Origin of the sequence: Gordonia sp. N1V (assembly GCF_029269935.1) — a bacterium.
Classification (GTDB): domain Bacteria; phylum Actinomycetota; class Actinomycetes; order Mycobacteriales; family Mycobacteriaceae; genus Gordonia; species Gordonia polyisoprenivorans.
Genome location: NZ_JARJDD010000001.1, coordinates 332689 through 345989 on the forward strand (window position 1 = coordinate 332689; position 13301 = coordinate 345989).

Consider the following 13301-nt stretch of genomic DNA (forward strand, 5'->3'; position numbering starts at 1 on the left):
CCTCGGTCAGCCGACGCCCTGGGTGGGGTCGACGGCCTGCTCGAGCAGACTGCGGCGATAGGCCTCGAGTGCGACGAGATCACCGAAGACGGCGTTGTACGCGTCGGGGTCCTCGCTGGGCGCCATCCGCCGCAGGCGTGACTTGATGTCGGCGATCTGCGCACCGACCCACACCTCCTGCAAGCGGGCGAGCACGCTGTTGACGTAGCGCGGGATGTTGTCCTCGGTCACGCTCATCGGCTCCACGGCGAGTTCGGTGACCATCGGTGAGAGCACCGGGTCGTCGACCTCGTGGTTCACCGCGTCCACCCATTGCGCGCCACCCATGCCCGACGACGTGCCGCCGAGGTCGGCCATCGCCTGGCGCAACCGCATGTAGATCGGCTCGGTGAAGCACTCGGATGGAAGCGAGTCGAACACCGTCCCGGCGATCGCCGGGTACTGCAGCGCCGCCTTCAACGCCTCGCGTTGCGGCCAGAGCCGCGGGTCGTCGGGGCGGGGACGCGCCGACCCCGGGTCTTTCGCCGCCTCGGGTCGGTCGCGTCGCGTCCCCGACGCCCCGGATGTCTGTGCGCGGCCGGTGGCGCGGTTGTGCCGGGCGGCTTCCTCGCGGACCCGGGCGAGCACCTGCGGCACCTCTTCCCAACCCACCCAGCCGGCGAGTTGGCGTGCGTACTCGTCGCGCAGCGCAACATCTTTGATGCGGGCCACCACCGGCACCGCTTCACGCAACGCATGCACCCTGCCCTCGGCGGTGTCGAGATCGTGCGCGGCGATCAGTGTCTTGATCGCGAACTGGAACATCGGGATTCGGCGGGCGATCAGGTCGCGTACTGCGGCCTCGCCCCGCTCCTGCCGAAGTTCGCACGGATCCATGCCGTCGGGGGCGATCGCCACGAAGGTCTGCCCGGCGATCGACTGTTCTCCTTCGAAAGCCTTGAGCGCAGCCGCTTTTCCCGCGTCATCGCCGTCGAAGGTGTAGATCACCTCGCCACGGAAGTACGAGTCGTCCATCATCAACCTTCGCACCAGCGCCAGATGATCCTCACCGAACGCCGTCCCACACGAGGCGACCGCTGTGGTCACCCCGGACAGATGCATCGCCATCACGTCGGTGTACCCCTCGACGATGACCACCTGATGGCCTTTGGCGATGTTCTTCTTCGCCAGATCCAGACCGAACAGCACCTGAGACTTCTTGTACAGCATGGTCTCCGGGGTGTTCATGTACTTGCCGAGGTTGTCGTCGTCGAAGAGTTTTCGCGCTCCGAAGCCGATGATGTCGCCGCCGAGATTGCGGATCGGCCAGAGCAGCCGACGATGGAAACGGTCGATCGGTCCCTTGCGGCCCTCCTTCGACAGTCCCGCCTCGCGAAGCTCGTCGAACTCGAAGCCCTGACCGAGCAGGTGTTTGGTCATCGTGTCCCAGCCGGCCGGGGCATACCCACAGCCGAACTGGGCCGCCGCGGCCGCGTCGAAGTTGCGTTCGGTCAGATAGTCGCGCGCGATCTGCGCTTCGGGTGAGCGCAGTTGTTCGACGTAGAACTTGTGTGCCGCGGCATTCGCGGCGGCCAGGCGGGCCCGGGTGCCGCGATCCCGCTGGACACTCGGTCCGCCGCCCTCGTAGTGGATTTGATAGCCGATCCGGTCGGCGAGCTGCTCGACGGCTTCGACGAAGCCGATGTGTTCTTGCTTCTGCAGGAAGCTGTAGACATCGCCGCCCTCGCCGCACCCGAAACAGTGGAAATGGCCGTGCACCGGGCGGACGTGGAACGACGGGGTCTTCTCGTCGTGAAAGGGACACAGTCCCTTGAGCCGATCGGGACCGGCCTGGCGCAATGCCACGTACTCGCCGATGATGTCCTCGATGCGGGTCTGCTCACGGATTGCCGTGATGTCGCGATCGGGGATTCGGCCTGCCACTTCGACCAGTGTAGTGACCGTGACCGGGGTGATCGCGACCGACGTGACCGGCGAGGAGGAACCGCCCTCAATTCCCCGAATCGGCCTTCGCCGAAGCCGCCGTGGTCGACGCGCGCGATCCGGCCGAGTCGGCCTGCGCGCGATCGCTCGTCGCTGCTGTCGGGGATGCCGTTGATGATGTGGTCGCCGACGGCGAGATCGCAGGTGGCACGGCGGCCACGGACGACGGCGCGGCCGTGGTGGGTGCGGTTGCTGCGGAGGTCGGGCTGGTGGTTGCCGGGCTGGTGGTTGTCGGACTGGTGGACGTCGGGCCGGTCGTTGTCGTTGTGACGGGCGCCGACGGCGTCGAGGCAGGTGTGCTGCTCGACGGGGCCACCTCCGGGACCGGTGCGGTCGTGGAAGTGGTCCTGGGGGCGACCGCGGCCGCGAGCCGGGACTCCGGTGCGGGGGTCACGAGCCCCGTCGAACCCGTCGAAGCCGACTGACTCTGCGTCGTAGACGTCGTCTGACTCTGCGTCGTAGACGCAGCCGCGGTGTAGGCGTTCGCTGCCGCCTGGGTCGACGGTCGCGTGTAGGCGCTGTCGACGATCGGCTTCCATTGTGCGTTGAGTTCATCGGCGACCGAGGTCAGCCCGAGCCAGCGCAGCGGATCGAGCAGCGGCAGATCTGCGGTCGGCGCCATGACATACGTCGTATTCCCGTCGGTCCAGGTGATGTCGTTCGGGTCATCGGGATTCATCGAGAAATACGCGGTGGGGTGAATGAACATCATCCCGGCGATGGCATTCGCGACGGCGAGGGGATTCGGGTCGGAGGGCCAATCGGCCCAGCCGTCGTATTCTTTCCAGAATTCCGTGACGTGATAGGGCGTGGTGGTCGGTACGTTCGGCAACCACCAGGGGCCGTACGTATTCTCGGGATCGCCCACGAGAAGGAACGACGTGGTCGCCGGCGGGGCGTAGGAATCGGCATCGGCACTCAGGTCGCGCAACCAGAATCCTGCGACCTGCGCACCTTGCGAATATGCGAAAACCAGAATCGGGTGGTGTGCGTCGGCGATGTCGGCGCCGTTGGCCCGCAGAGTCGCATCCAGGGAGTCCGCACCCAGCGAGATGGGACCGAATTCGCCTGGAACACCGAACAAATGCGAAGGGTCCGGCGACGCCGAGGTCGGCACCTGCCGGCACTCGGCACCGGCCGCGCTGCACCGTCCCTGAAAGAGCATCGCCATCGCATCGATCAGATTGAAATCCAATGGCTCGATGGTGTAGATCTCCGTGCCGGATCCCGACGACGGGAATACCGATGCGCGCGCCATGGCATTCGGAAACGCCGGGACGAACACCGCGGGAACAACGAGCATGGCGCAGGCGATGATCATTCCGAGCAGGCTGCGCCGAACATGCACCATCACGGGTGTCCTTTCATGGCCCCCGTCGAGATGAGTGGACTCTCATCTATTTCAAGGACGCCCTCATAGTGACGCTCTGAGCATAGAAAATGCTCGGTTCCACGTACAGATGGTTTTCGGGAAAAGGCACCAACAATATTGTTGTGAAAACGGCGAGGTTGCACGGCGCCGCGTTGTCAATGCACCACAATGCGTCACACCATCACGCATTTCCGGCGCCGGACCGACCGCCGAACGACCCACCATGCTCGGCGTCCACGGCTACGGTCGGGGGTGAACGGTCGCCTCCCGCGCCCGCCACGACCCCCCAGAGCCCACAGAGGAGTTCTCCCGTGACACAGCAGCCGGACGGAGCCCCTTCGAGCATCGCGGAGCAGGCTCGCCTGACCAGCGGCCACGATTTCTGGACCACCGAGTCCGTCGGCGACGTTCCCTCGATCCTGATGACCGACGGACCCCATGGGCTGCGCAAACAGGACGGCCCGACCGACCATCTGGGAATCTCCGGCAGTGTGCCCGCAACGTGTTTTCCGCCGGCTGTCGGACTGGCCCAGACGTGGAGTCCCGCCTTGGCGCGACGCGTCGGCGCGGCCATCGCCGACGAGGCACGCGCACAGTCTGTCGGTGTGGTGCTCGGGCCGGGCGTCAATCTGAAGCGGTCGGTGCGCGGCGGTCGCAACTTCGAGTACTTCTCCGAGGATCCTCACCTCACCGCTGAGCTCGGCGGTGCGTGGGTTCACGGTCTGCAGGCCCGTGGCGTGGGCGCGTCCCTGAAGCATTTCGCGGTGAACAACCAGGAGACCGACCGGATGCGCATCAGCGCCGACGTCGACGAGCGCACGCTCCACGAGCTGTATCTGCGTGCGTTCCGGACGATCGTCACCCGACAGCAGCCGTGGACGGTGATGTGCTCCTACAACCGGATCAACGGCGTCCACGCCTCCCAGCATCGGGAGTTGCTCACCGAGATCCTGCGCGAACAATGGGGTTTCGGCGGTGCGGTGATCAGTGACTGGGGCGCGGTCGCCGATCGGGTGGCTGCGCTGGCCGCGGGTGTGGATCTGACCATGCCCTCCCCCGGGCCCGCAGCCGATGCGGCGGTGGCCGAGGCCGTCGCGAACGGCCGCCTCGCTCCCGAGGCGTTGAGGTCGGCGGCCGTCCGTGTCGCCGCGCTCGCGCGCACCGCTGCCGCGCGCGCCCCGAGAGCGCCCGAAACCCCCGATCTCGACGCGCATCACGCTTTGGCACGTGAGGTCGCCGGTCGCGCAATCGTGTTGTTACGCAACGACGACGACCTCTTGCCCCTCACCCCGACCGCGGATCTGGCCGTCATCGGCGAACTCGCAGCGCACCCGCGATATCAGGGTGGCGGATCATCGCATGTGCACGCCACCCGCGTCGACGTCCCTCTCGAGGAGATCCGCGCCCGCGCCGGGGCCGGCGTCGGATTCGCTGCCGGATACCGCATCGGTGCCGAAACCGACACCGACGCCACATTGCTCGAGGAGGCGGTCTCGGTGGTTCGAGCCGCGTCGACGGTGGTGCTGTTTCTCGGACTCGCCGACGAGCAGGAATCCGAGGGGTTCGATCGGGCCGACATCGAGTTACCGCCTGCCCAACTCGCCCTGGCCGAGGCGATCGTCGCCGCCAATCGGCGCACCGTGATCGTCCTGGCGCACGGCGGGGTGCTGCGGCTGTCGCCGTTGACGGCTCCGGCGCTCCTCGACGGTGCACTACTGGGCCAGGCGGGGGGCGCCGCGATCGCCGACGTGCTGTTCGGTGACGTCAATCCCTCGGGCCGACTGGCCGAGACGGTTCCCGAGCGTCTGTCCGATACCCCTGATCATCTGTCGTTTCCCGGCGAATTCGGGCACGTGATCTACGGCGAGGGCCTGTTCATCGGCTACCGCTGGTACGACGCACGTGAGTTGCCGGTGACGTTTCCCTTCGGACACGGCTTGTCCTACACCACCTTCGAGTACCGGGACCTCGAGGTGCACACCACCGACGACGGCGGCCTGCGGGTGGCGGCGACGATCACCAACGCCGGCGCACGGACCGGACGTGAGGTGGTACAGGTCTACTTCGGCGCTGCCACCTCCGCGCCGGCGACCGGGCCGACCCCCGTCACCATGCCGACCCCGGTGACCGCGCCGCGTGAACTCAAGGCGTTCACCGACATCGACCTCGATCCGGGCTGCAGCGCGCGGGTCGAGATGACGGTGACGGCCGACGACCTGTCCCGATGGGATCTCCGGACACACTCGTTCGTGGTCCGGTCCGGGCGGTACGCGGTGTCGGTGGGGGCCTCCAGCCGCGACATCCGGCTGACCGCCGAGGTCGACGTCGTCGGTGACGACACCACCGGTGACCTCACGTTGGAATCGAGCATCGCCGAGGTGTTGGCCGATCCGGTTGCGGCCGAGGCGATGACGAAGATCACCGACGCCCTGACCGATGGCGCCGACACCGGCGAGGGCATGGACCTGGTGACCATCATGGGCTCGGTCCCGGTGGGCCGGATCGTCGACTTCTCCGCCGGGGCGCTACCCCGAGAGGTGCTGCAGGACATCCTGGATCGGGCCAACGCCGCGCGATGAACCCGGCGCCCGGCCCGAGTGATCTGCGGCGCCGCGCCCGACCACTCAGCCCAGATGTGCCTGCGCGCCCGAGTTCTGCTTGTCCATCCGTTCGAGCCTGCCCTCGGTCATCGACGCGATCTGGTCGACGATGACCCGTTTGCGGGCAGTGTCGTCGGCGGCGTGTTCCCAGCTGGGAACGAAGACCGGGTCGAGCCCCCCGGGAGCCGCGGCGCTGAGCCACTCGCCGACGCGGTGGATGCGTTCGCGCTGCCGGGCCTGATGGGTCTTGTGCCGCACGTTGGAGAAGATGAACCGCAGCGCAAGGGTTTTCAGGATCGCCACCTCGGCGGCGATGAGCGGCGGCACGGACAGGTCGGCGTCGTACCGGGACAGCGACCGCCCGCCCACGACCTCGCGGGTGCCGGTGATCGCGGCCGAGGCGAACCGGCCGATGAGTTCGCTGGTGAGCCGCTTGAGCCGGACCGACGCGTCCAGACTGCCGTCGAACACCCCGACCGCACGCACGATCTCCATGCGCGAGAGTCGTTGTGCGGCATCGATCAACGGTTCGGGCTCGAGACCCGGGAACTCCTTGATCCCGATGTCGGCGAGCGTGCGCTGGTCGTCGGGATCGGCGAGCGTGCGCAGATCGATGCGGTTGGCGATGACACCGTCCTCGAGGTCGTGGACCGAGTAGGCGACGTCGTCGGACCAGTCCATCACCTGCGCCTCGATGCACTGCCGATCGCCCGGCGCCTCGCGTCGGACCCAATCCAGGGCCGCGGCGTCGTCGGCGTAGGCGCCGAACTTCACATTCGGCGGCCGGCGGGTCCACGGATACTTCAGCGTCGCATCGAGAGAGGCGCGCGTCAGGTTGAGCCCGGCACTGCGGCCCTGATCGTCGAGCAACTTGGGCTCAAGCCGGGTGAGGATTCGCAGATTCTGCGCGTTGCCCTCGAATCCGCCGATGTCGGAAGCGAATTCGTTGAGCGCACGCTCACCGTTGTGCCCGTAGGGGGGATGGCCGATGTCGTGGGCGAGGCCGGCCAATTCCACCAGATCGGGTTCGCAGCCGAGGCCGATCGCGATCCCGCGGCCGATCTGCCCGACCTCGAGCGAATGGGTCAGACGGGTACGCGGCGTGTCGCCCTCGCGCGGGCCGACGACCTGGGTCTTGTCGGCGAGGCGACGCAAGGCAGCCGAATGCAGTACGCGCGCACGGTCGCGCGCGTACTCACTGCGGTGGTCGGTCCGGGTTCCGGGCAGGCTCGCGACCTTGGCGCCCTCGGGCACCATCCGCTCGGTGGCCTCGTCGCCGTAGAACGCCGTCGGGGGAATCCCGGATTGGGACCCCCCGGACCGTCCCGTCGGAGGGCGGTCAGTCAAGCACCCAACCCCGGGCGACGGCGAAGTCGGTGATCCGGCTGCGGATCGCGACGATCTGCGCGGCCGTGAGGTCGTCGGAGGAATCGAGCAGCAGTTCGGTCACCTCTTCGGTGAATGCGGCCGCATCCAACGATCCGCCCCCACCGGCGCGCGGACGGCGCGGACGGTCCCGATCGCCGCCGTGCGAACGACCGTGGTCATCGCGGCGATGGTCGTCACGTCGGTGATCATCGCGTCGGTGATCGTCACGGCGCGGCGGCCGTCCACCGCCGGACTCCTCGGCCGGAGCGGCCTCGGTGACCGCGACGTTGATCGCCTTGGAACCACGGTCGGTCTCTTCGACATCGAAGGAGACCTTGGCGCCCGGCTTCAGGTCGTTCTCGTCGATGTCGATGTCATTGATGTGCAAGAACACATCTGCCCCACCGGATTCCGGGGCCAAGAACCCGAATCCACGGTTGGTGTCGTAATGGACGACCTTGCCACTGACTGCCACGATTGCACTCACTCTCTACTGATCGCTGCGGCGGACCCCATGCCCGAACCTCGCGACTCCGTCCCCAATTGTGACAGACAGCCGCAGGTCAGGCCCAATCGAAAGCGGTTCGCCGATCAGGAGCCGAGGAGTTTGCCACCCAGATACTCGGCCACCTTGTCCAGGGCGACCCGCTCCTGGCTCATGGTGTCGCGCTCGCGGATGGTGACCGCGTGATCGTCGAGGGTGTCGAAGTCCACGGTCACACAGAACGGCGTGCCGATCTCGTCCTGGCGCCGGTAACGCTTGCCGATGCCCTGCGCATCGTCGAATTCGACGTTCCAGTTCTTGCGCAGCTCGGTGGCGAGATCCTTGGCCTTCGGCGAGAGTTTCTCGTTGCGCGACAGCGGCAGCACGGCCACCTTGACCGGGGCCAAACGGCGGTCGAGACGCAGCACCGTGCGGGTGTCGGTGCCGCCCTTGGCATTCGGCACCTCCTCCTCGGTGAGGGCGTCGCACAGAAACGCCATCACCGACCGGGTCAGTCCGGCTGCCGGCTCGATGACGTAGGGCGTGTAGCGCTCGCCGGAGGCCTGGTCGAAGAACGACAGGTCCTCACCGGAGGCCTTCGAATGCGTGGAGAGGTCGAAGTCGGTGCGGTTGGCGACGCCTTCGAGTTCACCCCACGGGTTACCGGAGAAACCGAACTTGTACTCGACGTCGACGGTGCGCTTGGAGTAGTGCGAGAGCTTCTCCTGCGCGTGCTCATAGAGCCGCAGGTTCTCCGGGTCGATCCCGAGGTCGACGTACCAGTTGAATCGCTGATCGATCCAGTACTGATGCCACTGCTCGTCCTCGCCGGGCTTGACGAAGAACTCCATCTCCATCTGCTCGAACTCACGGGTGCGGAAGATGAAGTTGCCGGGGGTGATCTCATTGCGGAAGCTCTTGCCGATCTGGGCAATGCCGAACGGCGGCTTCTTCCGCGACGTCGTCATGACGTTCTTGAAGTTGACGAAGATGCCCTGCGCGGTCTCCGGCCGCAGATAGTGCAGCCCCTCCTCGTCGTCGACCGGGCCGAGGTAGGTCTTCATCAGACCGCTGAATGCCTTGGGCTCGGTCCACTTTCCGGGCTGGCCGGTCTCGGGGTCGTTGATGTCGGCGAGGCCGTTCTCCGGCTGGTGGCCGTGTTTGATCTCGTAGGCCTCGATGAGGTGATCGGCCCGATACCGCTTGTGGGTGTAGAGCGACTCGACCAGTGGGTCGGTGAACACCTCGACGTGACCGGAGGCCTCCCACACCTGCCGCGGCAGGATCACCGACGAGTCGAGGCCCACCACGTCGTCTCGGGAGGTGACCATGGTGCGCCACCACTGCCGCTTGATGTTCTCCTTGAGCTCCACACCGAGCGGCCCGTAGTCCCACGCCGAGCGCGTTCCACCGTAGATCTCACCACTCGGGTAGACCAGACCGCGCCGCTTGGCGAGGTTGACGACGGCTTCGACTTTGGACGGGGCGGCGGCCACGATGAATCGCACTCCACAGACGTTGGGACAGGGTCACGCCACCGGCACCTTCGATGACGGCAACCCCTACAGGGTAGCCGTCGATCACAAGCGGAGAACAATCGCGGATCCGCCCGGCGGTCCCGACCCGAGGACCATGCCGCCGCGCGCCGGCTCACACCAGCGGCCGACCCAGTCGATGCCGTATCCGCGTGTCCCAGAGCAAGAGCCGAAATCCCAACTGGGAGCGCCAGCGGGGCCGTCGACGTTCCGCGGCGACGCAGCGCGCGATGTAGTCGTCGAACCAGCGCTGGTCGTCGGCGGTCCATTCCACGCGCAGCGCGGTCCGGAACGCCGGCGGCAGATAGCCGATCGTGCGCCGGTATTTGACCGGGCCGTACCGGCGTTGCACCCACTGCGGTGCGTACCCGAAGCGGGCGATCGACAGGAGGAACTCGCGCACCTCGTCGCTGATCGAGATCTCGGCCACCCGCCGATCCCAGTACTCGTCGAAGGCGTCGCGGTCGGCGGGCCAGCTCTCGGCAGGCATCTGCAAGGTGGTGCCGCACACCATTCCCTGGCGGTAGAACTCGTCGCGGAGGTCACCGGACAGCGGCCCGTACACCCGCTCGTAGATGTCCTCGAGACCGACGTAGAGACACGCCGCCACCCAGAGCTGCAGGTGCGGATTCATGGCGTCGTACTCGACCGGACTGTCCGGCGCGGACCGGACCTGCGCGTGCTGGCCATTGACCGCACGCCGAAATCGGCGCCGGTCGTCAGCGTCGCCGAGGATGGCGACGGCCAGATATGACGCGGTCGTGCGCGCCCGCTTGACCGGATGCCGATCGAGCCGCCCATTGTCGACGGTGCTGTGCGCGACGCCGTAACCGACCGCGGGATCGGCGAGCTGCATGATCACGTTCGCAGTGCTCATGGTGTTGCCCATCGCCATCAACGAGCGGGCGAACAAACTCGCGTCGAGTGCGTCGAGTTGCGCACGGGACACCCTCGTACGATGCGGCTCATCCTCATCGGTCATCTCGAAGCCCTCCCACTCTGAACCGCCACATTCTGGCAACATACGTTTCCAGACTAGCGGGTATGCCTCTCGGTATGTGGTGGTCGTCGGCAACGCTCATCCCAAATGACAACGACTTCCCATAAGATGGTCGACATGGACACCCACCGACCCTGCGACGCCCTCACCGAGCGCACCGACGCGCAGGCCCGTGAGGCCGCCAGTGACCTCCTCCGTGCGCTGGCCGCGCCGACCCGGATCGCCATCGTGTTGTCCCTGCAGGAGAGCGCCAAATGCGTCCACGAGCTCGTCGGCGGACTCGGGCTGAGCCAACCTCTCGTCAGTCAGCACCTCCGGGTGCTCAAGGACGCCGGCGTGGTGCGCGGGCACCGCAACGGGCGCGAGATCATGTATGAACTCATCGACGATCACCTCGCGCACATCGTGACCGACGCCCTGGTCCACGCCACCGAATCGTCGGTCGAGACCGAGTCGGCCGGCGACCCCGAATCGGTTGGCGCCACCGGCGACCCGGCTGATCCGGTGGCGCAGGACCGAACCGGAGCCGCCTCGTGAGCAGCCGATCGGCCGCGGGACCCGTCACCGGCATCCGCTCCACCCGGCAGCGTGCGGCCATCGCCGACGCCCTGGCCGACAGCGAGGACTTCCGGTCCGCGCAGGAACTCCACGAACAACTCAAGGCCCGTGGCGAGTCGATCGGACTGACCACGGTCTACCGCAACCTGCAGGCCTTGTCGCAGTCCGGACAGATCGACGCGCTGTGGGACGGGACGGGTGAGACCCGCTATCGTAACTGCTCGTCCGGTCACCACCACCATCTGGTCTGCCGGGAGTGCGGCACCACCGTGGAGGTCCAGGCCGACCCCGTCGAACGCTGGGCCGCGACGGTCGCCGAGGAACACGGATTCACCGACATCCACCACACCGTCGAGGTCTTCGGGCGGTGCGCGCAGTGCCAGGCCCGTCGTCAGGAAATGGCGTCGCCGACCAGATGACCGGCGACGTCGGCGCCGGTCACCAGCACCAGATGCAGCATGGTCAGCAGCGCCATGTCAGCGAGGCCACCGATCGGAAACGTGTAGTAGAGCAACACGTCGGTGGTCACGCCCTCCGGGTCGCTGCGTCGTAGACTGCCGAAACTGAGCTTCGCGTCGTGGGTTTCGACGTCGTCGCGTAGTTCCGGGGTGTTGGGCAGATTCACCGCGATCAGTTGCGTGACACTGAGGACCTCGAGGTTCTCGGCGATGTCGACCGCGCGGATCGAGGCGCGGGTGCGTCCCACCCGGACGACCACCGAGTCGGCGTCACCGCCCACCACGTCACCGACCTCGGTGAGTAACTCGCGCACGCGCGCAACCGATGTCGCGTCGTCGTCGGTCATGTGGGTCTGACCCCGCCGAAGCGCCGGTCGCGTGAGGCGTATTCGAGACACGCCGCCCACAGGTCGCGGCGATCGAAATCGGGAAAGAGCTTCTCCTGGTACACCATTTCGGCGTAGGCCGACTGCCAGAGCAAGAAGTTGGAGATGCGCTGCTCGCCGGAGGGACGCAAGAACAGGTCGACGTCAGGCATGTCCGGCTCATCGAGGTATCGCGCGAAGGACGACTCGGTGATCCGTTCCGGGTCGATCTCGCCGGCCGCCGCTCGCCGCGCGATTTCCCTTGCGGCATCCGCGATCTCGGCACGTCCACCGTAGTTGACGCACATGGTCAGCGTCATCACGTCGTTGTCCTTGGTCAGTTCCTCGGCGACCTCGAGTTCCTTGATGACGCTGCGCCACAACCGCGGCCGCCGTCCCGCCCAGCGCACGCGCACCCCCATCTCGTGCATCTCGTCACGCCGACGTCGGATCACGTCACGGTTGAACCCCATCAGGAACCGGACCTCGTCGGGACTACGCGACCAGTTCTCGGTCGAGAACGCGTACGCCGACAACCACTTCACGCCGATCTCGATACATCCGCACACGGTGTCCATCAGCACGGCCTCGCCGCGCTTGTGCCCCTCCGTGCGGGGTAGGCCGCGGTCGGTGGCCCACCGTCCGTTGCCGTCCATCACCAGGGCGACGTGATTGGGGACGAACTCCGGAGGCAGATTCGGTGGGGTGGCACCGCTGGGATGGGGATCGGGCGGGCGGATGAGCGTACGTGCCCGGTGCGCGGTCTGCTTCTTGGCGGAGCTACCCGGCCGCAACGCCATCTTCGACTCCTCTCACGCCTGACTCGATCACCCTATGAGGAGCGGCACGCTCGATCAGCGGCAGGGTGCGCAGCTGCCGTTCCAGGTGCCATTGCAGGTGCGCGGCGGTCAGTCCGCTGGCCTGGCGACGCAGCGAATCGGAGGCGTCGGTGGTGTGCTCCCACTGGCCGCGGAACAGCGCATCCATCAGGTCGAGCACTCCCGGGGAGGGGGTCGCCGCGCCCGGCGGCCGGCAGTGCAGACACACCGCTCCCCCGGCGGCGACGTGAAACGCACGGTGCGGGCCGGGGGTGGCGCATCGTGCGCACAACTCCAGCGCAGGCATCCAGCCCGCACAATGCATGGCCCGCAACAGGAATGCATCGAGGATGAGCTGACGTGGGCGACGATCCTCGGCGAGCGCCTCGAGCGCCCCGACGGTCAGTCGCTGCAACTGGGTGGCCGGTGCACGCTCCTCGCCGGCGAGTCGTTCGGCGGTCTCGAGCACCGCGCACGCGGTGGTGTAGCGCCCGTAGTCGGCGACGATGGCGTCGGAGAAGGCGTGCAGACTGTGCACCTGCGTGACGACATCGAGGTTGCGGCCCGGATAGAGATGGATGTCGACGTGGGCGAACGGTTCGAGGCGTCCACCGAACTTGGACCGGGTGCGGCGCACCCCCTTGGCCACCGCGCGCACGAGCCCGTGGTCGGCGGTCAGCAACGTGATGATCCGATCGGCCTCGCCGAGCTTGTGCTGGCGCAGCACGACAGCCTCATCACGGTAGAACCTCACCGGGTC

Annotated in this window: 12 protein-coding genes; 3 read left to right on the top strand and 9 right to left on the bottom strand. The window is 67.1% G+C overall.

Annotated elements, in window-relative coordinates; genetic code table 11:
- Positions 1–6: 6 nt before the first annotated feature.
- Positions 7–1923: a DNA primase gene (gene dnaG, locus P3L18_RS01485; RefSeq protein WP_276113017.1), complete on the bottom strand. Its 1917-nt coding sequence runs from the start codon at positions 1921–1923 to the stop codon at positions 7–9.
- 67 nt (positions 1924–1990) lie between these two features.
- Positions 1991–3334 carry a PE-PPE domain-containing protein gene (locus P3L18_RS01490; protein WP_276113018.1) on the bottom strand — a complete coding sequence of 448 codons (1344 nt, stop codon included), beginning with the start codon at positions 3332–3334 and terminating at the stop codon, positions 1991–1993.
- A gap of 332 nt (positions 3335–3666) precedes the next feature.
- On the opposite strand from P3L18_RS01490, the gene P3L18_RS01495 reads away from it, so the two are divergent.
- Positions 3667–5934: a glycoside hydrolase family 3 C-terminal domain-containing protein gene (locus tag P3L18_RS01495; RefSeq protein ID WP_276113019.1), complete on the top strand. Its 2268-nt coding sequence runs from the start codon at positions 3667–3669 to the stop codon at positions 5932–5934.
- A 45-nt stretch (positions 5935–5979) separates the two neighbouring features.
- On the opposite strand, the gene P3L18_RS01500 is transcribed toward P3L18_RS01495, so the two are convergent.
- From P3L18_RS01500 to P3L18_RS01515, 4 genes are all read right to left on the bottom strand, one after another.
- Positions 5980–7254: a deoxyguanosinetriphosphate triphosphohydrolase gene (locus P3L18_RS01500; protein ID WP_094602042.1), complete on the bottom strand. Its 1275-nt coding sequence runs from the start codon at positions 7252–7254 to the stop codon at positions 5980–5982.
- Positions 7255–7294: 40 nt separating this feature from the next.
- Entirely contained in the window at positions 7295–7798 is a 504-nt protein-coding gene (locus P3L18_RS01505) for a cold shock domain-containing protein (protein WP_079930228.1), read from the bottom strand.
- Between the two features lie 116 nt (positions 7799–7914).
- Complete coding sequence (locus tag P3L18_RS01510) at positions 7915–9315, bottom strand: glycine--tRNA ligase (protein ID WP_276113020.1); 1401 nt, start codon at positions 9313–9315, stop codon at positions 7915–7917.
- 142 nt (positions 9316–9457) lie between these two features.
- Entirely contained in the window at positions 9458–10324 is an 867-nt protein-coding gene (locus P3L18_RS01515; protein WP_026920026.1) for an oxygenase MpaB family protein, read from the bottom strand.
- Positions 10325–10450: 126 nt separating this feature from the next.
- On the opposite strand from P3L18_RS01515, the gene P3L18_RS01520 reads away from it, so the two are divergent.
- Both P3L18_RS01520 and P3L18_RS01525 read left to right on the top strand, forming a co-directional pair.
- Entirely contained in the window at positions 10451–10879 is a 429-nt protein-coding gene (locus P3L18_RS01520) for a metalloregulator ArsR/SmtB family transcription factor (RefSeq protein WP_014360461.1), read from the top strand.
- Complete coding sequence (locus tag P3L18_RS01525) at positions 10876–11319, top strand: Fur family transcriptional regulator (protein ID WP_276113021.1); 444 nt, start codon at positions 10876–10878, stop codon at positions 11317–11319. The genes P3L18_RS01520 and P3L18_RS01525 overlap by 4 nt, the downstream gene beginning before the upstream one ends.
- Here P3L18_RS01525 and P3L18_RS01530 read toward each other — a convergent pair.
- The 3 genes from P3L18_RS01530 to recO are packed head-to-tail and all read right to left on the bottom strand — an operon-like array spanning position 11292 to position 13295.
- On the bottom strand, positions 11292–11705 hold the full coding sequence (locus tag P3L18_RS01530) for a hypothetical protein (RefSeq protein ID WP_276113022.1): 414 nt from the start codon (positions 11703–11705) through the stop codon (positions 11292–11294). The two genes, P3L18_RS01525 and P3L18_RS01530, sit on opposite strands and share 28 nt — an antisense overlap.
- Entirely contained in the window at positions 11702–12523 is an 822-nt protein-coding gene (locus P3L18_RS01535) for an isoprenyl transferase (RefSeq protein WP_020170818.1), read from the bottom strand. The genes P3L18_RS01530 and P3L18_RS01535 overlap by 4 nt, the downstream gene beginning before the upstream one ends.
- The gene (gene recO, locus P3L18_RS01540; RefSeq protein ID WP_006371467.1) at positions 12504–13295 is read right to left on the bottom strand and encodes a DNA repair protein RecO; all 792 of its coding nucleotides are present in this window, start codon (positions 13293–13295) and stop codon (positions 12504–12506) included. Before recO ends, P3L18_RS01535 begins: the two co-directional genes overlap by 20 nt.
- Positions 13296–13301: the final 6 nt, after the last annotated feature.